The 24,440-nt window shown below is 62.2% G+C and carries 17 protein-coding genes; 4 read left to right on the top strand and 13 right to left on the bottom strand.

What is annotated here, in order from left to right; translation table 11 throughout:
• Nucleotides 1-24: 24 nt before the first annotated feature.
• The 5 genes from BTE54_RS17030 to BTE54_RS17010 all read right to left on the bottom strand — a co-directional run bounded on the left by BTE54_RS17030 (nt 25) and on the right by BTE54_RS17010 (nt 5,353).
• Nucleotides 25-735, bottom strand: coding sequence for a 4'-phosphopantetheinyl transferase (locus BTE54_RS17030; RefSeq protein ID WP_078053321.1), 711 nt, complete (start codon nt 733-735; stop codon nt 25-27).
• Nucleotides 736-798: 63 nt separating this feature from the next.
• Entirely contained in the window at nt 799-1,554 is a 756-nt protein-coding gene (gene dhbA, locus BTE54_RS17025) for a 2,3-dihydro-2,3-dihydroxybenzoate dehydrogenase (protein WP_078053267.1), read from the bottom strand.
• Between the two features lie 13 nt (nt 1,555-1,567).
• Nucleotides 1,568-2,437 (bottom strand): isochorismatase, encoded by an 870-nt coding sequence (locus BTE54_RS17020; RefSeq protein WP_078053266.1) that lies wholly within the window; start codon nt 2,435-2,437, stop codon nt 1,568-1,570.
• Between the two features lie 96 nt (nt 2,438-2,533).
• The gene (locus BTE54_RS17015) at nt 2,534-4,159 is read right to left on the bottom strand and encodes a (2,3-dihydroxybenzoyl)adenylate synthase (protein WP_078053265.1); all 1,626 of its coding nucleotides are present in this window, start codon (nt 4,157-4,159) and stop codon (nt 2,534-2,536) included.
• Between the two features lie 18 nt (nt 4,160-4,177).
• Nucleotides 4,178-5,353, bottom strand: a complete 1,176-nt coding sequence (locus tag BTE54_RS17010) for an isochorismate synthase MenF (protein ID WP_078053264.1) — start codon at nt 5,351-5,353, stop codon at nt 4,178-4,180.
• An 81-nt stretch (nt 5,354-5,434) separates the two neighbouring features.
• On the opposite strand from BTE54_RS17010, the gene BTE54_RS17005 reads away from it, so the two are divergent.
• Both BTE54_RS17005 and BTE54_RS17000 read left to right on the top strand, forming a co-directional pair.
• Nucleotides 5,435-9,883, top strand: a complete 4,449-nt coding sequence (locus BTE54_RS17005) for an amino acid adenylation domain-containing protein (RefSeq protein WP_078053263.1) — start codon at nt 5,435-5,437, stop codon at nt 9,881-9,883.
• 60 nt (nt 9,884-9,943) lie between these two features.
• Nucleotides 9,944-11,290, top strand: a complete 1,347-nt coding sequence (locus BTE54_RS17000; RefSeq protein ID WP_078053262.1) for a condensation domain-containing protein — start codon at nt 9,944-9,946, stop codon at nt 11,288-11,290.
• 308 nt (nt 11,291-11,598) lie between these two features.
• Here the strand turns inward: BTE54_RS17000 and BTE54_RS16995 are convergent, their stop codons facing one another.
• The 7 genes from BTE54_RS16995 to BTE54_RS16965 form a co-directional block, all read right to left on the bottom strand.
• Nucleotides 11,599-14,436 carry a condensation domain-containing protein gene (locus BTE54_RS16995; RefSeq protein WP_078053261.1) on the bottom strand — a complete coding sequence of 946 codons (2,838 nt, stop codon included), beginning with the start codon at nt 14,434-14,436 and terminating at the stop codon, nt 11,599-11,601.
• Nucleotides 14,437-14,498: 62 nt separating this feature from the next.
• A complete protein-coding gene (locus tag BTE54_RS16990; protein WP_078053260.1) occupies nt 14,499-14,777 on the bottom strand; it encodes a phosphopantetheine-binding protein in 279 nt (92 codons plus the stop codon).
• Nucleotides 14,770-15,609, bottom strand: coding sequence for a siderophore-interacting protein (locus BTE54_RS16985; protein ID WP_078053259.1), 840 nt, complete (start codon nt 15,607-15,609; stop codon nt 14,770-14,772). Before BTE54_RS16985 ends, BTE54_RS16990 begins: the two co-directional genes overlap by 8 nt.
• Before the next feature lie 234 nt (nt 15,610-15,843).
• Nucleotides 15,844-16,797: an ABC transporter substrate-binding protein gene (locus BTE54_RS16980; RefSeq protein ID WP_078053258.1), complete on the bottom strand. Its 954-nt coding sequence runs from the start codon at nt 16,795-16,797 to the stop codon at nt 15,844-15,846.
• 23 nt (nt 16,798-16,820) lie between these two features.
• Nucleotides 16,821-17,885: an iron ABC transporter permease gene (locus BTE54_RS16975; RefSeq protein ID WP_078053320.1), complete on the bottom strand. Its 1,065-nt coding sequence runs from the start codon at nt 17,883-17,885 to the stop codon at nt 16,821-16,823.
• A gap of 11 nt (nt 17,886-17,896) precedes the next feature.
• Nucleotides 17,897-18,910: an iron ABC transporter permease gene (locus BTE54_RS16970; protein ID WP_078053257.1), complete on the bottom strand. Its 1,014-nt coding sequence runs from the start codon at nt 18,908-18,910 to the stop codon at nt 17,897-17,899.
• On the bottom strand, nt 18,907-19,707 hold the full coding sequence (locus tag BTE54_RS16965; protein WP_078053256.1) for an ABC transporter ATP-binding protein: 801 nt from the start codon (nt 19,705-19,707) through the stop codon (nt 18,907-18,909). Before BTE54_RS16965 ends, BTE54_RS16970 begins: the two co-directional genes overlap by 4 nt.
• A 214-nt stretch (nt 19,708-19,921) precedes the next feature.
• On the opposite strand from BTE54_RS16965, the gene BTE54_RS16960 reads away from it, so the two are divergent.
• Nucleotides 19,922-21,223 (top strand): NtaA/DmoA family FMN-dependent monooxygenase, encoded by a 1,302-nt coding sequence (locus BTE54_RS16960; RefSeq protein ID WP_078053255.1) that lies wholly within the window; start codon nt 19,922-19,924, stop codon nt 21,221-21,223.
• Nucleotides 21,224-21,225: 2 nt separating this feature from the next.
• Here BTE54_RS16960 and BTE54_RS16955 read toward each other — a convergent pair whose 3' ends face one another.
• Nucleotides 21,226-22,002 carry an IclR family transcriptional regulator gene (locus BTE54_RS16955; protein WP_078053254.1) on the bottom strand — a complete coding sequence of 259 codons (777 nt, stop codon included), beginning with the start codon at nt 22,000-22,002 and terminating at the stop codon, nt 21,226-21,228.
• A 297-nt stretch (nt 22,003-22,299) separates the two neighbouring features.
• On the opposite strand from BTE54_RS16955, the gene BTE54_RS16950 reads away from it, so the two are divergent.
• Nucleotides 22,300-24,366 (top strand): TonB-dependent receptor, encoded by a 2,067-nt coding sequence (locus BTE54_RS16950; RefSeq protein ID WP_078053253.1) that lies wholly within the window; start codon nt 22,300-22,302, stop codon nt 24,364-24,366.
• The last annotated feature ends 74 nt before the right edge of the window (nt 24,367-24,440 follow it).

The raw sequence follows: 24,440 nt of genomic DNA, 5'->3' as shown, positions 1-24,440 counted from the left end.
CCTGCGCCGGGGCGGCGTTTTTCGTCAGCGCCCGATCAGGATGCGGGTGACAAGGAAGCCGTCGAAGCGGCAGAAGCGGAAGGGGATCTCCGTTCCCCTGCGCCATTCGCCTATGTCGGCGGTCAGCCGCAGCGAGGCCGAACCGTTGTCGTCGAAGCCGGATAATTCCGCCGCCTCGAAAAAGAAAAACCGTTTCACTGTCGGATAAAGCGCCTTGAACAGGCTTTCCTTGGCTGAAAAAATCAGGCCGGTCATGAAGGGGTCGATGGCGTTGCCGAGGTTGTGGCGTTCATGCGCCGTCAGGGCCTGCGCGGCGATATCGCAGGCCTCTTCCTCGGTCAGAAGCCTTTCAATATCGATGCCGATGCCGTGGAACCGCCCCGAAGAGCCGGCAAGGGCAATCGCCCGCTCATGGCTGTGGGAAATCGCGCCGATCACGCCTTCGGGCCAGATCGGCGCGCGGTCCTCACCCATACCGGGAAAGCTGGAGCGGCCGGTGAGACGGCGGATGGCTTCGGCCGCGCATCTGCGCCCGGCGATGAACTCCGCCTTGCGTTTGGGCAGGGCGTGTAAAAGCTGCGGCGGCAAGGGAGGGACCTCGCCGCCGCAACCCTCATCGGCGCTGTAATGAAGGGTGAGGCAATGGCAATCGCAGCTGTCGTCCGGCCAAGGCCAGATGGCCTCCGGTGGATCGCCGGAGACGGCTTTGCGATGAAACGCCGTTGCAATGGCCATGTCCGTCACCTTCATCCAGCGGCCTAGATCATGCGCTCACGCTTTTCGCCATCCCGCGTCTGTTCAGGCCGCAAGCGTTGCGCCGCCATCGACGACGATCTGCTGCATCGTCACGTGGCCTGCCTGATCGGAGGCGAGGAACAGCACCGTATCGGCGATATCGTCCGGCCTCGCGATCTTGCCGAGCGGAATGCCGAGCTTGAACTGATCGGGCAGGCCGGCGACCAGCCGGTCCTTGCCGGAAGGATCGCTCAACATGCCGGCAAGCATCGGCGTATCGGTGGAGCCGGGGGAAACGACATTGCAGCGCACGCCATAAGGCGCAAGCTCAAGGGCGGCGCAATGGCTGAGGCTGACCAGCGCCGCCTTGGAAGCGCAATAGGCCATCATGCCGATGCGCGGCACGACGGCGGCATTGGAGCCGACATTGACGATGGCGCCGCGCCCCTGCCGCTTGAAGGTGCCGCTCCATTGCCGCAGCATATAGAACGGCCCGGCGGCATTGACATCCATGCAGGCCTTCCAGTCCTCTGGCGTCAGGCTTTCGCTGTCGCCGAGCCGTAAAATTCCGGCGGCATTGACCAGAATATCGAGCCCGCCCCATTCGCTCTCTATCGCCTTGCAGGCCGTCTCCACCGCCGCCGCGTCAGTGATGTCGAGCGCGATCTGGCGGAAGGGGGCCTCCGCCGTGTCAGCCAGAAGGTCGAGGCCGATGACCTCGGCCCCTTCCTCGATGAAACGTTCGGCGATGCGGCGGCCGATGCCCTGGGCCGTGCCCGTCACCAGCACGCGCCGTCCGGTAAATCTCTGTTGCGTCATCTTGTCCGTCCGCTCAGGCTGCGAGCCGCTTTTCTTCGATCAGCGTCCACCAGGCGGAAAGTGTCGGCACACGGGCCAGCTCATCGAAGCCGACGGTGACACCGCGCTCCTTCAATTCGCCGGCGAGCTTCATCACCTGCAGCGAATCCAGCCCGTAGAAGATCAGGTTTTCATCGGGGTCGATATCGCTTTCATCCTCCACCATCTGCAGGACGCGGGCTTTCAGCCATTCGCGGGTGCCGGTGGCCTCGCCTGCGCCGACAAGGCTTGCGGTGTCGATCACCACGCCGCAGCGCGTCGCCACATATTGCAGCGCCATGCGGTGTTCGGCCTCGGAAAAATCGGCGACACCGTCACCGATCATGAAGGGCTGAATATCCTTCATGAAGGCTTCAACCGCCGTCATCATGCAGCCGATATGGGCGTAAACGCCGCCGACGATGATCTGGTCGCGGCCCCAGCCTTTCATGCGCTCAGCAAGATCGGAACGCTGGAAGGCGCTGTAGCGCCATTTGGTCAAAACCACGTCGTCGGGCGTCGGCGCGAGCTTGTCGACCACCTTCTGCAATTCGGGATCGACGACAGTAAGACCCGGTCCCCACATGTCGTTCAGCAGCGCGCGGTCGCCGGGCGGCTGGTTATGCGGCTGGGCGGTATAGATGACCGGCACGCCGTTCTGAACGGCCCATGCCTTCACCTTGGCGAGATTGTCGATGAGGGCCGTGATCAACTTGCCGTCCGCCTCGTAGAACCGCAGGAAATAACGCTGCATGTCGTGGATGAGAAGCACGGCGCGTTTCGCATCGGGCTGCCATTTTGTCTTGTTGGCCGGAAAGCTCGCGGCGACCGGCATCGGATAGTCGGAAATGGTGGGGATCGTCATGATGACCTCGGTTTTTTGCTGCGCCGGCTCGGGCGGCGCGTAATCTTTGGAATTGGGGACGCCCTTTTGAGCGTCCCTTTCGGTTGGCGCTGCCTGTCAGGCGCTGATGGCGACGGGGGCCATCAGCAGGTCGCGCAGGCGCTTCTTGTCGATCTTGCCGACGGCGGTGAGCGGCATGGCCTCGATGAAGCGCACGCGGTCCGGCAGCTTGTAATCCGCGACGCCGAGACCGGCGAGATGCTGGCGGATGGCCGGCGCCCTAAGCGCGGGATTGCGCGACACGACGAAGACGCAGCTTTTTTCGCCGAGAAGTTCGTCCTGCATCGCCACCAACGCCGCGTGCGTCACATCCGGATGCCGCAGGATCAGGTTTTCCACCTCTTCCGAGGCGACCTTTTCGCCGCCGCGATTGATCTGGTCCTTCACCCGGCCAACGACCCGCAGATAACCTTCGGGCGTGCGCTGCACGACGTCGCCGGAATAATAGAAGCCGTCCTTATCGAAGACCCGGGCGCTGTGTTCGGGGGCGCGGTAATAGCCCCGGAACGTGTAGGGACCACGGGTCGCCAGCATGCCGGCTTCGCCCTCGGGCACGTCGTTGCCGTCCTCGTCAACGATGCGGATTTCGTCGTCCGGGCTGATCGGCCTGCCTTGCGTGGTGAAGACGATATGGTCGGGGTCACCGAAGCGGGTGTAGTTCACCAGACCTTCCGCCATGCCGAACACCTGCTGCAGATCGCAGCCCAGCACCTCCGGCACCTGGCGGGCGAGCGCTTCGGCGAAGCTTGCGCCCCCAACTTGCAGGAGCTTGAGGGATTTCAGCCGTTCGCGATGGGCGGGAGCCGCCTGCAGCCACAGCGCCACCGCCGGCGGCACCAGCGGCACAATGTCAACGCGATGTTTTTCGATCAGATCGAAGCAGGCAAGCGGCTCCGGATTGGCGGCCATGACCACGGCACCGCCGGCGTGGAACACCCCAAGCGCGCCGGGTGAGCTCATCGGGTAATTATGCGCCACCGGAATGGCGCAGAGGAAGCGGGTCTGCGGCGACAGTTCGCAAATCTCCGCGCTGGCCCGGGCGCTGTAGTCGTAGTCGTTATGCGTCCGGGGGATCAGTTTCGGCGTTCCGGTGCTGCCGCCGGAAAGCTGGAACAATGCCACCTCATCGGCGGCGGAAGGGGCGTAAGCCGGTGGATTTTCGGCCGGGGCGGCCAGCTTCTGCTCCAGGCTGCGCTGCGGATCGGTTTCGCCGAGCAGCAGGGTCACGGCAAGCTTTGGAGAGACCGCCTTCAGCGCCTCCACAAATGTGTCATCGGCGAAAAGCTCGTGGCTGCGTGAGGCGATCACCAGCTTCGGCGCGATCTGCTCCGCATAGGAGGTCATTTCCAGTCGGCGATGGCTGAAAAGCGCATTGACGGGGGCGGCGCCGATTTTGATGAGCGCGAAAAAGACGAGATAGAACTCGGCTATGTTCGGCAATTGCACCAGCGCCGTATCACCCCTGCCGATGCCTGCGGCGGAGAGATGTCCGGCCAGATTGGAGGATTGCCGGTCGAGGTCGGCGTAGCTGAAACGACGGTCGCCGCAGATCAGCGCTGTGGCGTCCGGCCGGCGCTCCACCTGTTCGGCGAGAATGCCGCTCAGCGGCCGGTCGATCCAGTAGCCGCGTTCGCGGTATCGGCGAACGAAATCCTCGGGCCAGCGTTGGAATTCGATTGTCATGGTTTGTCCCTGGAAAAATTAGGCCGCAAGACCGCAGGCGTTCAGCATGGTCTTGAGCTTGGTCTGCACCTCGGCCCATTCGGATTCGGGCTCCGAGGCCTCCACGATGCCCGCGCCGGCGAAGAGCCGCACGGTTTCCCGCTGCACGGTGCCGCAACGGATCGTCACCACCCATTCGCCATTCCCTTGCGAATCCGTCCAGCCGACCATGCCGGTGAAGAGGCCGCGCTCGAAAGGCTCGACGAAGCGGATGAGGCGATGGGCGCGCTCGGTGGGGAAGCCGCAGACGGCTGGCGTCGGGTGCAGCAGGCAGGCAAGCTGCAGCGCATTGGTTTCCGGATCGGCGAGACGGCCTTCGATGCGGGTCGAAAGATGCCAGAGCGCCGCCGTATTGATGAGGGAGGGTTTTTCGGGAACATCGAGTTCCGCGCAGACCGGCGAAAGCAGCGAGCGGATATCCTCGATGACGAGGCTATGCTCGTAATGATCCTTTTCCGAGGCCGAGAGCCGATGCGCATTGGCCTTGTCCGCCGCCGGATCGACCATGCGTTTTGCCGATCCCGCCAGCGGGTTCGAGGTGATTTTCTCGCCCTGCTTGCGAATAAGAAGTTCCGGGCTGACGCCGATCAGGTCGCCGCCATCGGGCAGCGGAATGCGGAACTGGTAACCTTCGCGGTTCTGTTTGGCCAGACTCGCCAGCAATCTTTCGACATTGACCTCGGAGGCGAAAGTCAGTTCACGCATGACGGAAAGCACCGCCTTGCGGACTTCGGAATGGCGGAAATTGACGATGGCATGTTCGACGGCATGCTTGAAACCGCTCTCGTCCGGCAGGCTGTTCTGGCCGACAAGTGCAGGCATGGCCGAATCGGCGACGATCGGCTCCGCATCCTTGGAATTCCATTCATAGTTGTATGGGATATATAGGCATGAGGGTTCGCTGACATCGAAGGGGATCGCGCCGATGGCGATTGGGTTCTCCTGTCCCTCCCGCTGCGCACGCTCGAACGCGCCGGCCAGTGCCTGCTGCAGCGGGCTGGCAATGTCTTCGCCGCCGCGGGCAGGAATCGCTATCTTTTCGCGAATGCCCTTGGCGCGCAATTGCCCGTTGCCGGACGTAAACAGAAATTCTCTATTAAATTCAGTAATTTCGTCGGATTCGACGTCATTCGTCCTGAGTGCTCCCGTTTTCATGGGATGCCTCCTGTGCGAGTGGTTGACGATGGCTTATACTTGAGTATGCTAATCATGTTTTGTCAACCGGTACAAACTCACATGCTAAATTTAACCCCGATGCAGGTGGCCTATTGGGTCGGCCGCGAGGCGGATGGAATACTCGGGAAAGTTACGCCGCATCTTTACCTCGAATTCGACGGGCAGGCGGTGGATGCGGAAAAACTGGCCGTTGCCGTGGAAAGGCTCTGCCGGCGTCACCCCATGCTGAGCCTCAGGATCGATGCTGAAGGGCTTCAGTCCGTCGATCCTGCCGGCCGGCCGCTCCGCCTCGATGTGGAGGACATGGCCGCGCTTGATTCGGAGGCGCTTGCACGCCGTCTTGAGGCGAAGCGCGAGGAATGGAGCCATCGCCGGGCCGATTTACGCATTGCCGCACCGGCGGCGATCTCGCTCAGCCTGTTGCCGGGGGGACGTTGCCGTCTGCATGTGGACACAGACATGCTGGCCGTCGATCCGGCCAGCGTGCGGATGGTGATGGAAGACCTTGCCCGTTTTTACGAGACGGCGTCAGGCGCAGCCGAAACCCGGACTTTCGAACCGGTAACCCCGTCGTTTTTCGACTGGGCGGAACGTCTAATGTCCGATCCGGACTTGAGGGGCCTGCGCGAAAGGGACCGCCTGTGGTGGCGGCAACGGCTTGCCGATGTTCCGGACGCGCCGCCGCTGCCGTTTCTGTCCGATGACCCCTTGCGCGCCGTTCACACGGACCGGATCGCCACGCTGCTTTCAGCGGCGGAGCGCGGCAGTCTGGAGCGGACAGCGCGGCGTTTTTCCGTGACGACGTCGACCCTTCTGCTCGGTGTTTTCGCACTGGCGCTGTCGCAGGCGTCGGGCGCGGAAAAATTCCGGCTTTCCGTGCCGGGTTTCTGGCGCGCGCCGCTGGTGGAAAGGGTCGATGAGATCGTCGGCGAGTTTTCCAACGTGCTCGTGCTCGGCGTCGATATCAGGCCTGAAGAAATGCTTGAAGCGCTGCTTGGTCGGCTGTTCGATGAGATGAACGGGCTTCTCGCACACCAGTCCTATCCGGGTGTCAGCGTGATGCGCGATCTCTCCCGCCAGCGCGGTGGTTTGCAGACCTCGCCGGTGGTTTTCACCGCCGGGGTCGATCTTCCGGGCGGGGAGCTGTTTTCGGAACGGGTCGGGCGGGTGTTCGGTCCGATGGTCCACACCGTCTCGCAGGGGCCGGGGGTGGCGCTGGATGCGCAGGTGGCGGCGTTGGATGGCGGGTTGCTGATCAACTGGGATGTGCGGCTCGATGCGCTGCCGGAACGCTGGCTGCGCGCCCTGTTCGAAACCTACGTCACTCTTCTCCGCCGGATTGCGGAAAGCCCCGATCTCGCTTGCGAAAGCGTGGAGCGATTGGTCGCGCAGCGGTCGGAAACGGCAGCCGAGGCAAAAGGAAAACCCATGGAACGTCCCCTCTCACCCCTGCAACAGGCCTATCTGCTCGGGCGTGGCACCCATCTGCCGCTGAGCGGCGTGGCGATGCAGGAGTTCCGCGAATATCGCGGCGATATCGACCCGGAACTGCTGCGGTCGCGGCTTGCCGCGATGGTCGCGAGACATGAAAGCCTGCGCACCCGCATCGATGAGCGACGGCTGGTGCAGATGGTTGCCGATGAGCCGAAGATCAATCTCGATCTCGTCGATCTTTCGGCCCTGTCTCTTTCGCAAGCCGAGGCAAGGATCGACACGGTGCGACGGGATTTTTCCCATGCACATTTCGATCTCGCAGCCTCGCCATGGCAAGTCACGGTGTTTCTTATGCCGGATGGAGGGCCGACGGGGCATAAGATCGTGGTCTTCCTGCGTTTCGACGCGCTTATACTTGATGGACGGGCCATTGCCAGCCTCGCGGCGGAACTCTTCGATGGCGTCGTGCCGCCGGAAGCCGCCGCAACGGCCGAAACGCCGAAGGAGGATATTTCGGCGGCCCGTTCCGGGGATGCCGCCTATTGGGCTGAAAAGTTGAAAGATGCCGAGGTGCCCTCGCAACTGCCGTGGAAAGCACCGCTCGAAACCATTCCCACCTCGCGTTACAGCCGCCAGAGCCTGACTGTCGAAAAACAGCGTTTCACCGCCTTTTCACGCATCGGTGCGAAAGAGCGGCTGTTCAAAAATTCGGCGCTGACGGCCGTTATCCTCGATGTGCTCTCGCTCTGGCTCAACGAAGGCGCGCTCGTCGTCGGCATTCCCGTCGCGCCGCAGGTGGAAGGCGCCTTCGCCAACCGCTCCAGCTTCATCGCCGTCCAATGGGATGCGGCCAGGAATAGCTTTGCGGAGCGGGCGGCGGGCCTCCAGACGGATGTGCTGGAAGGGCTGAACCATCTCGCCTTTTCGGGTATCGATCTCAATCGTGTACTTCTCAATGCCAATCCGGGCGGGCTCGCCTTGCCGGTGGTGATCACCAACGGTCTGACCTGGCCGACGCTTTCATCCGAATCGACGATGCAATGGACCGGCGGGCTTACCCAGACGCCACAGGTGGCGCTGGATTTCCGCTTTTCGCAGAATCCGCAGGGCGATCCCGTGCTCGATATCGACTATGCCGAGCAGGCGATCGATGCGGCGATGGTGGCGGATATTCTCGCCGCCATCGAGCGTGCGATTGCCTGGATCGCCAATAACGGCGCTTTCTCCTTCAACGCACGCGATATTGTCGACCTGTCCCACTACCGGCTGAACGGCGACGAGAGAAACTTCGCCTGCCCGCCATTTCTGGAACGGATCGCCGGCCATCTTTTCGAGGGCGACCCGTCGCGCACGGCGCTCGTCAGCGGCAAGCGACGTATCTCCTATGGCGAACTCGGTCAGATGGTGGCAGGGGCGATGGCGGGCCTTAAGGCGCGCGGCATCGGCCGCGGTGATGTCGTGGCCGTGTGCCTGCCGCGCAGCCCGGAACATACGGCCATCACGCTCGCCGTAGCGCTGATGGGTGCGGTCTGGGTGCCGGTCGATGCCGGCTCGCCGGAAGATCGCCTGCGCTATCTGCTGACCAATTGCCGCCCGGCGATCATCGTCGCCCGCAGCGTTCCGCAGGGTTTCGACGCTGTCGATCCGGCGGCGCTTCTGTCCGCGCCCGCACCGGCTGGCGCACCCGTTACCATGGCGGAGGTGGCGGCGCTCTCCCAAAGCGAGGAGCCTGCTTACTATCTCTATACCTCCGGCACGACAGGCAAACCGAAATGCGTCGTGCTTTCCAACCGCGCCACGGCCAATGTCATCGGCAGCACGCTTGCGGAATGGGCGGTGACGGATAGCGATGTGTTCATCTCCGTCACGCCACTTCATCACGACATGTCCGTCTTCGATGTTTTCGGTGCGCTCGTCGCAGGAGCGACGCTGGTGCTGCCGGAACCGGGCGAGGAAAAGGATGCTGTGCGCTGGAACGAGCTGGTGGCCGAACATGGCGTCACCCTCTGGTGCTCGGTGCCGGCCATCCTGGAAATGCTTCTCGCCTGCCGCCGTGGCGACCAGCTTGCGTCGCTGCGGCTCGTGGCGCAGGGCGGCGATTACATCAAGCCGATGATTATCGAAGAACTTCGCCGGCTGAAGCCCGGCCTGCGGCTGATATCGCTCGGCGGCCCGACGGAAACCACGATCTGGAGCATCTGGCACGAGATCGTTGCGGAAGATGTGGCGGCCGTGCCCTATGGCCAACCGCTGCCCGCCAATCGTTACTTCGTCCTCAACGATCAGGGCGGCCATTGCCCGGCCGGTGTCGTTGGCCGCATCCATACGGCCGGCGTGAATGTCGCCATCGGTTATCTCGAAGATGGCGCGATTACCCAGACGGATTTCGTGACGGTTGCCGATCCGGAAGGAAACCCCGTGCGGGCCTTCCGCACCGGAGACCGGGGCCGTTACCGGCCGGATGGCAAGATCATGTTTGCCAGCCGCGTCAATGGTTACGTCAAGGTGCGCGGCGTGCGCGTTTCTCTGCCGGATGTGGAAAACGAGCTTATCCGCCATCCTTCCATCCAGCGCGTTCTGGTGGTGGATTACGGCGTCGAACAAAAGGGCGAGGCGGCCATCGGCGTGCTTTACGTCGTTGCACCGGGCCTTGATCTGTCGACCGCCGATCTGCGCAATTTTGCCCGCCAGCATCTGCCGGAATCGCATGTGCCCGGCCGGTTTCTCAAGGTCGACGATCTGCCGCTCTCGGCCAATGGCAAGCCGGATCGCCGTCGCGCCCGTGAATTGCTGACCGGTGCTGCGGAAGCGGCAAAAATCTCCGCCCCTGCGGCTCCCGCCGTCGATCAGGGCGACCGCCGGGTGCTGGATATCTATCTCGGCGTGCTGGGTAAAAAACCGGCTAATGTGGATGCGAACAGCGACCTGCTGGCGCTCGGTCTTCTGCCTTCGCATCTGAAAACCGTCTCGGCTGAAATCCGCACTGCCTTCGGCGTGGAGCTCACACCGCAGCAGCTTTTGCGGTGCCGCAACGCCAGACAGGTGACTTCGCTCCTGGCCGCCCGGGCGGCGTGAACCCAATCATTTCGGGCGGCACTTCGCGCCCGATAACGGAAATTGTGCAAGGAAAAACAGATGGCGCATATCGATCCTGCCGGCGGCTGGCTTCCACTGACGCAGCCGCAACTCGATTTCTGGGAGGAGTTTTCCTTCCATCCCGACGAACCGGTTTCCACCGTCGCCCATTACATCGATCTTTCCGGTGCGGTGAATGAAAGCGCGCTCATCGAGGCGATCAAACGCACCATGCGCGAATCCGAAGTCCTGTCGATCCGTTTCCGCATCGGCGAGGACGGCGAGACGCCGCAGCAATGCTGCGACCCAAACCGTACCCCGGTGGTGGAACTTGTCGATCTCCGCGGCGATTCCGCTCCTCTGGAAGAGGCGCTGCGGCGCATGAACGCGGATGTGGAAGCAAGGCTCGATCTCAGAACCGACAGGCTTTCGGCGCAGCTGCTCTACCGTATCGCCGACGATCGTTATCTCTGGTACATCCGCGCCCATCATATCGTCGTTGATGGTTATGGCCTGACGCTGGTGGAGCAGCGCTGCGGCCAGCTTTACGGGCACTATTGCGGCAAAGGCGAAGCGGGTCCGGATTTCCACCCCTTCGGCGATTTCCTTGCCGAAGAGGATGCCTACAAGCAAAGCCGGCGTTTTGAAAAGGACCGCGATTTCTGGGCGGCCTATCTTGCCGCACCCGCCGATCTGCCGGTGCTGGACAAGGATTGCGAGGACTATGGCGGCGGTGGCCTGCATACGGACGCGGCCTTGCCGCAGGGTTTCAGCACGCGGTTGCAACAGGTGGCCGGCGCAACGGAGATAGGCTGGCCGGACCTTCTGGTGCTGCTATCCGGCCTTTATCTCCACCGTGTCCTGCCGCGGCCGGATCGCGATGTGCTGACCTTGTGGCTGCCCTTCATGAGCCGTTGGGGCAGCGTCGGCGCGCATATGCCGGCCATGCTCGTCAATATTTTGCCCTTCCATCTCACCATCGAGCCGGGAGAGAGCCTCGGCGCATTTCTCACGCGCAACGCCGCCAATCTGCGAAAGCAGCGCCTGCATGGCCGCTACCGCATCGAGCAGATCGCCGCCGACCGGGAAATCCCGAAGGGCCGGCGCTTCTTCTTCTCGCCGCTCATCAATGTCCTGCCTTTCAGCGCGCCGGTCTTTGCCGGGCTTACCGTTGTCAGGCACATCCTCGCCAACGGTCCCGGCGACGGTTTCAACCTGACCTTCCGTGGCGAAGATGACGGCAGCGAGCTGAACCTGCATATCGATGCGGATTCAGCACTGACGCAAGCGCAGGATTTCGCCCGTTACCGCGAGGAACTGCCATTGTTCCTCGATGCCATGCTGCGCGAGGAGGCGCGGACGCTTGCGGCGGCTGAGGCGTCCATGGCGTTCCGTCTGGCGGTTTGAGGGGGGTGACGACTGTGGGTGAATGCCAGGCCGGCTTCAGAGTGTGAGGCCGGGCATATGTTGCCGATAAAGACGGACAATCCCTTTTCCGTCATGCCGGACTAGATCCGGCATCCAGCGACGGCGCGTCTGCGCCGCGAAAGGACTCTCTCGCGATCAAGGACTTGATCGCACTTGACCCCGGACCAAGCCCGGGGTGACGGCGTGCGGATGCAGCGGCCGCGGCAATACATTCTCATCAGCATTCACAGGCAAAAATAACCCGGCTCTGCTAAGGCGAAGCCGGGTTTTTCCTGCCCAAGTCCAGCTCAGGCGAGTGTCGTCAGCACGCGGCTCGAAGCGCCGGCTTCGGCAAAGCGGCTGAAGACGCCGCTGGTGGTGTTGCGCAGCCGCTCGACGTCCTGCGGACCGTAGCGGTCCGAACGGTAGCTCATCAGCACACGAATGGAGCGCTCGCCGCCGATCGTCTCTTCCATCACCTCGAATTGCAGCCCCAGCATGGATTCATGCTTGTCGGGGTCGATCTGGCGGAACTCCACCGGTTTGCCATCCGGCCCGGCAAGGGTGCCGTTCAGCTTGTTCTTGGCGTGGATCTGGATGAATACCTCGAACAGATGGTCGCGGCCGGGCGTCATGCCCAGCGCTTCCTCGACGAGATCGATCGGGATTTCGCTATGTTCCAGCGAGCCGTTGATCGTGTTCTTCACCGAAGAAATCAGGTCGCCGACGGTCATGGTCTCACCGAAACGCACGCGATGGGCGACAACCGTGGTGAAGTAACCGATCGTATCGAAATAACCGCTATCGGTGCGGCCTGAAGCCGAGGTGCCGACCACGAGATCGCTCAGCCCGCCGAGATGGCGCAGCGATGCGGCAATGGCGGCGTAAACCACGTTGAACAGCGAGGCGCTGTTCTGCTTGGCAATGGCGTAAAGCCCGTCGCTGACATTTTTTTCCAGCTTGAATTCGATCCAGCCGCCTGCCGGTGCTTCGTCCTGCGATGCCTCGTGCGGCGTGCCATCCTGTCCGTTGAGGGTAAGGCCTTTCGGCCCATCCCGCAGCATATCGGTCCAATAGGCAAGGTGGCCGGCATTGACGCCTGACGCGACCTGTTTTCTCGCAAATTCATGGAAGGGCGCCGGCTTGGTGGCAAAGACCGGAGCCTTGCCCGCCGCCCTTGCCCGGTAGGCTTCGGTCAGCTCGTCCATCATCAGGTTCACCGACCATTCGTCGAGTACGATGTGATGGAAGAGGAAGGAAAGCACCTGGCGGCCGGTCTGCGCATCCTTAAGGAAGCGCAGCCGCATCGGCAGTTCACGCGCAAGATCGAACCGCCAGCCGGCCTCCGCGTGCCGGTCCACACCTTCGCTTTCTTCGCTGGTCCAGAACCATTTGTAACCGGGCAGGTCGTGCATCGGCACGATCTTCTGCAGAACCGTATCGTCTTCGACGTAGAAATGGGTCCGCAGGCCGGGATGGCGCTCGATGATATCGAGGAAGGCGCATTCGAAGGCATTCTCATCCACCGGATCGAGGAAATCGAGCGCGAAGGGAATGTTGAAGATTTCGCCGAAGCCGAAGGCGGCATAGGCCTTCCAGAGCGACATCTGCGCCAGCGAAAGCGGCGCGGTGAGCGAGCCGCTAGCGGTCGCCTCGGCCTGCGCGGGTGCTGCGGTTTCGAGCCGGGTCGCCTGTTTTGCGAGCGAAGCGGCGGTCGGGTAGCTGAACAGGTCGTTGAAGCGCAGCTCGATGCCGTGGTTGCTGAGAAGACGTCCGATGATGCGCGTCGCAATCAGCGAATGGCCGCCGAAATCGAAGAAATCGTCATCCGGCCCCATCTCGGGCGAGACGAGCGCTTCACGGAATTCCGCAAGGATCGTTGCGACGGTGTCGTCGTCGTTTTCACCGGAAGCAGCGGTCGAAAGGGCTGCCTGCTGCGTTGCTGCCACGGTGTTTTGAGGGACGATGCCAGAAAAATCCGCGCCGCCTTCGAGATGGCTGACGAATCGTTCCAGCAGGAAGGCCGTAGCATGCGGCGATGTCTCCCTGCCGCCCGTCAATTCGAGGCGGATATCGCCGGCGGCTGTCGGACCGGCGGCAAGCGTCAGGCCGAGACCGGATTGCAGGGAGGGCAGGGGCAGGTGCTCAAACTGGAGCCCATGCTCTGATATGGCCTGAACGGGTGTCGCAAGCGCCTGCAGCGTGAAGGTGGCGGTTCCGCCTTCATTGTCGTTTCGCTGCTCCAGACCGGACAGCACGGCTTTTTCAGCCTGTTCGGGCGATTGGTCGCGGGAGATCGCTACCCGTGCCGCAGCTTCGGCTGACATCGGCATCGAAGCGCCGACACCGGGCTGCAGGCGCAGGGTTACGGTCTCGGGACCGCCGTTTTTCGCCAGAAAAAGGGCAAAACGCGATCCGGCGCGGGCCAGAAGCGCATTCGTCGCCGTGGAGCTGTTGAGGCCGAGCAGGGTGGCGGGAAGATCGACGCCGTGGCTGTGGCTCGCCGGCCTGTCGATTCCGTTTTGCCGCAGTGCCACGACGGTCGAGCCGGAGGCCGGACGTTGCAGCCAGCCGAGCGGAAGCGGGTCGACACTGTTACTTTCGACCGCGCGCGGCGAAAGCGGTTTCGGTGTCTCACCGGCATAGGCCGCCGTAATGCCTTCCAGCAGGATTTGCGGCGAGAGGACTTCGCCGAGCAGGCCGTGGACCAGAAATGCCAGCAGGATTTCTCCCTCGCTCAAAAGCACGACGGCCTGAAACGGCGGGTCGGTTTCGGCATCGAAGGGCCTTGCCTGCAGGTCGTGCAGCAAGGTCAGGGCCTCGCCCGCCGATGGAACATGCAGCAGTTGCACGATGGATGCTGACGGGGCCTCGATGCTCTTGGCAAGCGTGCCGTCCTCGCCGAAGGCAAAGCGCGCACGAAGCTCGGGCCAGACCTCGCAAACCGTCTTCAGCGCCGAGGTCAGACGCAGCAGATCGCATTCTTCACCGATGCGATAGGCGAGAAGGGCGCGGAAGACCTGATCGGGATCCTGAAACTGCTCGAACCAGACCCGTTCTTCGTATTGGCTCGGCGGGGCTGCATCTCCCCTGTCGAAAGTTTCTTCGATGCGACGTGCGAGCATACGCGTATTGTCTGCTGCCATGGTCCTCTCCTTGGAAATATTCGGGAATCGCGCTCCGGCGCGAAAAGTGCTGTGTCGTGGGATCAATGTCCCGCGCGCGACCGTTCTATGAGCGCCTGCCAGGCGGCAAGCGTGGGCTGCCGGGCCAGATCCTCATAATCGAGCCGCGTCCCGGCAAGCTGGGAAAGCGGTGGCATCAGCCGCATGAGGGCAAGCGAATGAAGCCCGCGACCGAACAGGTTGTCCCCCGGTTCGATGTCGCGCACTTCATCGTCGAGAACCCTGGCGATAAGGGCCTTGAGTTCCGTCATCATCGTTTCCGCCTCCGGCATGGTGTCCGCCGCGATTGCCGGTTCACTCATCGAAATGATCGTGAACGCCGCTGGCGCCGCGCCGCCAGTAACCGGAAGCGCGAGTCCATTTGGGGTTGGCGCCGAATTCTTCGACCAGAAGGGCGCGAACCTCCTTTGCAGCCTTCGATTCGCAGGCGACCCAGCTGAAGAAATCGCCCTTCGGCAGTTCGAGCTTGCGCAGGGCGCCCACCAGCGCGTCGTGGTCGGTTCCGTTTTCCGTCTTCTGCGTCACCCAGACAATAGACGCATCCGCCTTCGTCGTGAGTTCCAGCCGGTCGGCATCCGTCTCTACCTCGATCAGCGCCACGACGCGGGTGCCCTCAGGCATTTCCTGCAGCCGCCGCGCCAGCGCGGGAAGGCCGGTATCGTCGGCAATCAGCAGATGCCAGTCGTAGGTGAAGGGGACGGTGAAAGAGCCGCGCGGACCGGCGATCCACGCTTTGTCACCCGCTTTGGCGGCTTTCGCCCAGTTGCTGGCGGGGCCGTCGTGATGGGTGGCGAAATCGATGGCGAGTTCGCCCTTTTCGGCGTCGAAGCTGCGCGGCGTGTAGTCGCGCGCCAGCGGGCGTGGTGCGCCTTCCGGGAATTCAATGCCGTTCGGGCCGATCACCGGCAGGCTCGGTTCCGTTTCGCCGGACTGGGCAAAGAACATCTTGACGTGGTCGTCGAAACCGAGGCTCGCAAAGCCCTCCAGTTCCGGCCCGGTCAGGACGATGCGGACCATGGACCGGCTGAGCTTTTCGACGCGCGCGACATTGAGCGCGCGCAGCGCGACGGGGTGGCGATGGCGTTTGGGAGTGCGGTCCGGAATGGGGGAATCTATGGTTTCTGGCATGCTCATGCTGTTGTCTTTCCTGGGATATCGCCGACGGGTTCGGCGGTTTCGCTGTCCCGGGTCGGCGTGCCGGACGATCGCGCGTTGGGAATCTCATCCGGCGCGATATTCCGGCGTCGTTGCGTCAAGATGCGCGAACCATAACAGGCGGTTTCGGCCCCGGCAATATAACTTTCTCCAAAAACTCAAGTTTATACCCGGCACATAAATCGTGCCGGGATTGGCTTGGGAGAACGCCGTTCAGCGGCGGCCTGCCCAGCTTTCCACCTCATTCAATGTGTGCAGGGCGCTCGGGATTGAAGGCGTCGTGACCCTGGTGGAATCGAGGAAAACGATCCTTTTCTCGCGCGCCGGTTTTACGAAACGCTCCCAGCCGGGAATGATCTTTTCAAGTGCGGCGCGCGTTCCGGCCTGGCCGCGGGCTGTGCTGGTATAGCTGTTCATCACCACCAGCAGATCGGGATTGAGCTTGCCGAAGGCATCGGCGCTCAGCGGCATCATCAGGGTCGAGCCCATGCCGCCCGAAGAGGCAGCGTTGTCGATCTTCAGGCGGGTATAACCCAGATCCTCCAATGCCTGCACCGCGCCGGACATGTCACCCACCGCATTGATCTGGTCGGTCAGCAGGATCGCGAGATAAGTCTTGCCCTTGATATCGTCGCCCAGCGTCTTTTTGACGGCGGCGAGCTTCGTGTCATAGGTCTTCCGGCGCTCGGCAAAGACATCGCTTCGCCCGACCAGGGCGGCAAGGTTTTCTTCGACGCTGAAACCGTAGGCATGGCCGGTGCTGACTTTTTGCAGATAGACGGGGGCGACGGTGGAGAGTTGTTCGGCCTTGCCGCCATCCATTTCCGTGGCGACGATCAGGTCCGGTTGCAGCGCCCGCAGTTTTTCAAGGTCGATCTGGCCGACCGCGCCGAAACCCTTCGGTTTCGTGCGGCCTTCACCGAGAACGGTGTCGACGAAATCGACGGCGGTGGCGAATTTGCCGTCGCTGTTGCGGCCATAGGCGCCGACCACATTGGCGTCGAGATCCATCAGCGGCACGCCGAGCAGCGGCTCGTGCATGACGACGATGCGTTGCGGCTTTTCCGGAACGGAGACGGTGCGGCCGGCGGCATCGGTCACGCTGCGCTCGGCGGCGAGGCTCGTTCCGGCGGCCAGAAGTGCGGCGATGAGGATGGCAATTCGCATGGCATTCCCTTTATTCGATGTCTTCAGTGGCTGTTGGTTCTGCGCAGCGCCTGAAGGCGCAGCGTGAGGATGAAAAGCGGAACGCCGATCAGCGTCAGCGCAAGGCCGATCGGCATCGGCGTATCGGCCACCAGCCCGCGCGACAGCGTATCGGCCGTGACGACCAGAATGCCGCCGGTAAGCCCCGACAGGAAAAGCCTGGCGCGCCCGACGGCGGGGGAAACGAAGGTGGCCAGATGCGGGGCGATAACGCCGAGAAAGGTCAGCGGGCCGACGGCGGTAACCGAGGAGGCGCTGAGGATGACCGCAAAAACAATGACGAGCGGGCGCGAATGCCTGACGGTTTCACCGAGCGCCATGGCCATTTCATTGCCGAGATCGAAGACCGCGAGCGCCCGGCCGATGAGAAAAATACCCACGAGGCTTGCGCCAAAGAGGGGCGCGAAAACGAGGATGGTCGACCAGCTTGCCTGAAACAGCGAACCCGCCATCCAGTCGGCCAGCGACAGCGAGGTTTCGGCCGGCGTGTAGAGCAAAAGGACGGAGGAGACGGAGGAAAGCGCCGATTCAATTGCGATGCCCATCAGCAATATGGCAAGGCCGCTCGAGCGTTCCCTTCCGACGAGGGCGATGAGAAGGAAGGCGACGGCCAGACCGCCGCCGACGGCCGCAAGCGCCACCAGTGTCTTGGGTGCGGCCGGCACCAGCACCAGAAGCAGCATGATGGTGGTCATCGACCCCTGGCTCAGACCGAACAGGCCGGGATCGGCGAGCGGATTGCGGGCGACGGATTGCAGCATGGCGCCTGCCAGCGCCACGCTCCAGCCGGCCATGAAACCGATGAGGATGCGCGGCAGCCGCACCGTCCACAGCGCATAGGCCTGATCGTCGCCGAGGTGCCCGCCCACCAAGCCGCGCAGGAGATCGGCGAGGCCCGTTTCGGTATTGCCGAGGCTGACGGACAGGGCGGCGAGCGCCAGCGCCAGCACAAGCAGCGCAAGGCCGGCCTTCAGATTGCCGATGCCGATCTGCAGGCCGCTCGGAAGCCGGAGGACGGCTTTGCCGTCGGTAGCGAAATGCCGTTTCATGAAAGCCCCCTTCATGACAGCCCCCTCGCCGAAGGCGACAGATAGAAGCGCTTGACGATGACGATGAAGACGAGGCCCCCGAGCAGGTCCATGAACAGCCCGGTATTGACCACATAGGGCGCAAACAGGGTTTGGGCGCCAAGATCGGCCAGCACGCAGAGGCCCGCGCCGACAAGCGCGGAGGCCGGCAGGGCAAGCGTGAAGTTCACCCCGACCAGCGGCCGGATCATATGCGGCACGATGAGGCCGACGAAGCCGATGGGGCCGCAGATCGCCACCGCCGAACCCGAGGCCAGCATGGTGGCGAAGAGCGCGACCCGGGAAATACGCGCGACATTCACACCGGCGGAGGCGGCCTTTTCCGCGCCCAGCAGAACCAGCGTCAGCGGCCGGGCGACCGCCCACAACATGACGAGCGCAATTGCGCCGATCCACCAGAAATCGGTGAGGCGCTCGGCATAGACGTGGTTGATATTGCCGCCCACCCAGCTGAGGAACTCGGCGCGGCGTGTGGGGTTGGAGAGAAGCAGGGCGTTGGTCACGCCGATCAGCAGCATGGAAACCAGCGCGCCGGAAAGGATGAGCGACAGACCGCGCGGATCGTTCGCCCGCCCGGCGAGACGCGCGACGACGAAGCAGGCGGTAAAACCGAAGCCGGCGCCCGCGAGCGCGGCAAGGCCCTGTATTTCCGGAGAGAAATCGAACACCAGCGCGCCGGCAATCACAAAAAGCGTCGCGCCGGCATTCAGCCCCAGGGTGGAGGGCGAGGCGAGGGGATTGCGCACAAGCCCCTGCAGCACACAACCGCTGACGGCCGTCGTCGCCCCCACATAGATCGCAATCAGCGAGCGTGGGATTTGCTGATAGAGAAGCACCGACTGCTCATAGCTGTCGGCCTCGCTGCGCCAGAGCGTCGACAGGATTTCGGCAGGCGGCATGTCGCCTGACATTACCAGCAGATTGATGGCGAGGATGGCAGCCAGCAGCAGCGCGGCGGCGAAAATCAGCGTTATCTTCGGGGTCATGCCGGGATGGCCTGTTCCTGCCGCTCCAGCCGGGGCACGCAGATGAGCCGCCCCTGCCGGGAGAAGATATCGGCTTCGAGATCGAAGACCTCGGCGACATTTTCGGGCGTTACCGTTGTTTTCACCGGCCCGGACGCCAGAACCCGCCCGGCTTTCAGCATGATGACATCATCGGCGAAGGTGGAGGCGAGGTTGAGATCGTGCAGCACGACGATGACAGTCTTGCCATGCCTGTCCGTCAGTTCGCGCACGAGGCTGAGAACGGCATATTGATATTTCATGTCGAGATGATTGACCGGCTCGTCCATCAGGATCATGTCCGTATCCTGCGCCAGCACCATGGCGATGAAGGCGCGCTGGCGCTGGCCGCCGGAAAGCGTGTTGACCTGCGCTCTCGCCTTGTCTTCCAGCCCGACGGTCTTCATCGCCTCGGCAAAAAGCGCGCGGTCGCGTTCGGTCGGGCCGCCCGCAAGACCGTAGCGGGCATAACCGGCAAGCTCGATCAGCTCACCGAGCGTCATATAGTCGGGGCAATGGCACTCCTGCGGCAGATAGGCGATGCGCCGCGCCAGTTCGCGGCGTCCGATCTCGCCGATCGAACGCTCGCCGAGCCTTATCGCGCCCGATGACAAAGGCACGAAACCCATGATGGTCTTCAACAGCGTCGACTTGCCGCAGCCATTGGGGCCGACCAGCGCGGTGACGCGGCCTGATCTGAAACGGGCGGAAAGCCCCCGCAGGACGGGAACATGTCCATAGCTGGCGTGAAGGTCCGTGGCGTCAAGCACCGGATACAACTCCTGTTATTCATACGTCCATGCGTCGAGACGCCGCACGGTCTTTATAAGTATTTGAATTTAAAAGTCTAACCCGTGGAAAAAGCATTTCTTTCCGGCAGGCGCGACGGTGTGGTCTTGAAGCGACACTAAACTATAGTAAAACTCTCCACAAATCGAAATTTGCCGATTCAACGTGCAGATTTCCTGCCGGTTATTTCAGTCGAGGTGCATCATGTCAGTCGCAGCCAAGCTTCATATCGGCATGTCGCTGGCCCCAACCTGGCTCAGCGGCGAGGCATGGCGGCGCGCGGACAGCGATATAAACATGGTGTTTTCCAGCGACTATTTCGTCGATCTGGCGCAGCTTGCGGAAGCTGCCCATGTGGATTTTGTGTTTCGGCCGGATACACTTTTCCTGCGCAGCGAGGGGCTGGAGACCGGCGGCGGATTTGCCAGCATGGACCCGACGATGCTTCTTGCGGCCATTGCGCGGGAAACCAGCCATGTCGGGCTGTTGTCCACCGTTTCGACCACATTTCTGCCGCCCTATGTGGTGGCCCGCCAGATCCAGTCGCTGAACTGGCTGAGCAATGGCAGGGCGGGGTGGAATATCGTGACGGCGCTTGAGGGGCACGAAAATTTCGGCCTGAAAGAGATGCCTTCGCCGCAGGAGCGTTACGAGCGCGCCGCCGAATTCACGCAGGTAGTACAGCGGCTCTGGGCGAGCTTTCCGAACGAAGCTCTCAAACTCGACCGGGAAAGCGGTCGGTTCGCGGATTCCTCGTTGGTGCGGCCGGTGGCGCATGAGGGTAGGCATTTCAGCGTCAAAGGCCCGCTCAACCTGCCGTCCCATGCCAGCCGCATTCCGCTGGTGCAGGCGGGCGCTTCTCCCGAGGGCCGTGATTTCGCCTCGTCGGTGGCCGATGCTGTCTTTGCCTCGACGCCGGATATGCAGGCGGCCATCGAACTCAGGGCGGATTTGCGGCGGCGTGCCGAGGGGCATGGCCGAGACCCCAACGGCGTGAAGCTGATGCCGGGCCTCAGCCTCTATCTCGCGGAGACCGGCAGGGAGGCGCTGGAACTCTTCGCGGAGACCCATGCCCGCGCCAACCGCGCCCGCGCTTTTGCCTCCATCCGCGATATGACGGGTCTTGATCTCACGGACTGGCCGCTCACGCGGATCGTTACCGCCTCCGACCTGCCGCCGCCGCCGGAGACACCGAGAAGCCGCACCCATGCCGGCCTGCTACGCCGGCTGATCGAGCGGGAGACGCTGAGTGTTGCGGAATTATTGCGGCGTCCGGAAGTGATGGGGTCGGGCCATTGGCAGATCATCGGCACCGTTGAAGATGCCCTTGAGGCCATCCGCGAATGGGCGGCTGCCGGTGCGATCGACGGTTTCGTCGCGGTGCCCGGCGGTTCGGTGGCGTCCATGCGGCTGGTGCCGGAGCGGCTGTTGCCGAAGCTCGCCGATGCCGGGCTTTTCCGCACGGCCTATTCCGGCCGCACCTTTGCGGAGCATCTGGCCGAATAGGCTTACGCTCCGCCGGATTCGGCCGTCGCCTGTCTAGCTGCTTCGATCAGTCGGGAAAAATGCCGTTCGGTCTCGGCGGTGGCCACGAAGGATACGGTGGTGACGACACAACAGAGTTCGCCCTGGGCGTCGAAAACCGGCGCGGCCTTGCCGGTCAGGGCGGAGAACAGATGTTCATTGAGTTCCGCGCCACCCGCTTCGCGGATGGTTTCCAGAATGCCGGCATCGGGACGGGAGCCGCGAAAGGCGGCCGGTTGCAGCCTGCGCACGGCGGCTATCCTGTCCGGTGGCAGGTAGGCCTGAAAAACTAGCCCGCAAGCGCTGTTGTCCAGCGGCAGAACATCGCCGAGCGCGACGGTGCTGATGGAAAAGCTGGCGCTTCTCGCCCACCGCACCACGGTCGGGCCGCGTTCGGTCCAGATCGCCACGCCGCAGCTGGCGCCGATCTCGGAGGCAAGCGCATTCATCTGGCGGCCGGCGGTTTCGACCGGATTGATTCGCCTGAGCGCGCTGATGCCTATGCCCAGCGCCGCAGGTCCGAGATCGTAACTGCCGCTTGCAGGGTCCTGTATCACCAGCCCCTCCCGCACGAGGCTTTGCATGTAGCGATGCGCCGTGGAGCGGCCGGTGCCGGCGCGTTTGGCCAGTTCGCCAAGTGCCAGCGCCCTGTCCGATCTGGCGAGAAGATTGAGGAAACGCGCCGCGATCGACACCGATTGAATGAGGGCAGAGCGCTTTTCGCCCTCGTTTTCCGGCAGATTGTCAGAATCGTCATCCATGGCGTTCAAGCGCGTTCCCCCGTTTTGTTGAGCATGCCTAACGCATCGCACCGGAAATCGGAATGGATTTCTGCGGACGGAACTATGCTGTTTCCTTTCGAAACGCTGCGGGTGAGCAAATGGCGGTCGGTAAACTTTGTTGTAAATATGGCACATCCCGTTACGGAAGCCTTTTTGTCCGCAATACAGAACGCATTCTCTATTGCGAAACGGATAACGCTTCCGTTACTTGAATATGACTTTAATACTCATGTTTATTAGGGGTGTGTGATGGGGTTTAGCTCTAACGGTCGTTTGATGAGCGGGGTCAGCGCTCTGACGCTGGCGACAATGTTTGTGACGCCGGTTCTCGGTCAGGATCAGCAGGCAACGACGGCGGGCACCACCGTCCTGAAGCCGATCGTCGTGACCGGTGAAAAAGTGGCGCGCGACATGAAGAACACGGCGTCGTCCGTTTCGGTCATATCCGGGGATAAAATCAAGAAGGAAAAGACCGGCGACCCGACCGTATCGGAAGCGATCAAGGATATTCCGAACGTCGTTTACACCGACAATGTCAGCGCCCCGATTATTCGCGGACAGGACACGCAGGGACCGAATACCGGCTCCATCGCCTTCTTCACCGGCACGGTGCCGCGCGCGACGATCAATGTCGACGGCCATTATCTCGGTTATAACGAGTTCATCTATGGCGCGAGCTCCATCTGGGATGTCGAAAGCATCGAGGTGTTCCGCGGCCCGCAGACCACCTCGCAGGGCGCCAACGCCATTGCCGGCGCGATCCTCGTCAACACCAAGGACCCGACCTTTACGCCGGAAGCCAGCTATCAGGCGGAAATCGGCAATTATCACCAGAAGCGCGGTTCCTTCGCCTTTTCCGGTCCGCTGATCGAGGATGAACTGGCGGCGCGTGTGGCAATCGATTATTCCGGCCGCGACACCTTCATCGACTACATCAATTCCGCCTTCGCCCATACCGGTACGGACCAGAATTTCAAGGAGTTCAACGGTCGCTTCAAGCTTCTGTGGGAGCCTTCGGAAATACCTGGTCTTTCGACAAAGCTAACCTATTCCTACAATGCCTCTAACCGGCCGAGCCAGGAAGCGGCTTCGCGCCCATTCGAGGACCTGAACCACGTCACCACAACCATGCCAAGTTTCGGCCAATACACCAATACTGGCATCCTCGACGTCAATTACGATTTCGAGAACGGTGTGAAGCTGTTCAACCAGACGCAGTTCTCCTCTTCCTCCGCCGAGCGCCGGGTTGGCATTGCGAATAATGGTGACGCCGAAATCGATCTGAAGAACACGTCTCACGAAACACGCGTGACCTTCGGTGATCAGGAAGACGTGCTGAGCGGTGTCGCGGGTATTTATTACGCGCATACGAAAGCCGACGAGGTGCTTTATCTGCGCGGAACCTCGCGCTTCAACGATACCAAGGATAATCTCGGCCTCTTCAGCGAATTGAGCTATCGCCTGACCGATCAATGGACCCTGACCGGCGGCCTGCGCTACCAGCAGGACCAGATTCAGCGCGCCGGCTACCGGACGCTCTCCGCCACCAGCAGAAGCTCGGTCAATTATGACGAAACCTTCTCGGAAATCCTGCCCAAGGCGTCGCTGGCCTACGCCATCAATGACGACTGGACGGTGGGCGGCCTGATCAGCCGCGGTTACAATCCCGGCGGCGTCGCATTCGACCTGACGACCAGCAAATGGCGCAGCTTCGACAAGGAAACCATCTGGAACTACGAGCTGTTCACCCGCGCCAGCCTGCTGGACGATACGCTGACAGTGAACGGTAACCTGTTCTACATGGACATGAAGGACGCCCAGTTTAACGTGCCGGTCGTCGTCTCCACGGGCATCAGCGAGTCCTACACCGTCAATGCCGAAGAAGCTCATGCTTACGGTCTGGAAATCGGCGTGGATTATCAGGTCCTCGACAATCTGACACTGAAGGCCAGCGCCGGTCTGCTGAAGACGAAGATCGACGAGATTTCCAGCAATGCCGCCTATGTCGGCAAGGAATTCGCCAAGTCGCCGGGTTACAGCTTCACCGTCGGAGCAAGCTGGGACGTGACGGATAAATTTACCGTTTCGGGGCAGGTGCGCCATCTCGACGGCTATTATTCCGACACGGATAACAAGGCCGTTTATGCCATCGATCCTTATACGATTGCAGATGTGCGGGCGAGCTACAAGTTCCAGGAGGAGCTTGAATTCTACGCTTACGTCAAGAACGTCTTCGATGAGCGCGCACCGACGCTGATGAAGGAAAACCGCGGCATTGGCGGCATCGAGGCAAGCATGACCGAACCGCGCATGTTTGGCGTCGGTATTCGCGGCACGTTCTGAGCGATTGCCGGATTTGAAAAGCAAAAGGCCTTCGAAGTGATCTTCGAAGGCCTTTTTGATGAAACGACGCGGAT

Source organism: Agrobacterium sp. YIC 4121, assembly GCF_002008205.1.
Classification (GTDB): Bacteria; Pseudomonadota; Alphaproteobacteria; order Rhizobiales; family Rhizobiaceae; genus Agrobacterium; species Agrobacterium leguminum.
Note: the sequence above shows the minus strand (reverse complement) of the source record. Positions and strands in the feature narration are given on the sequence as shown.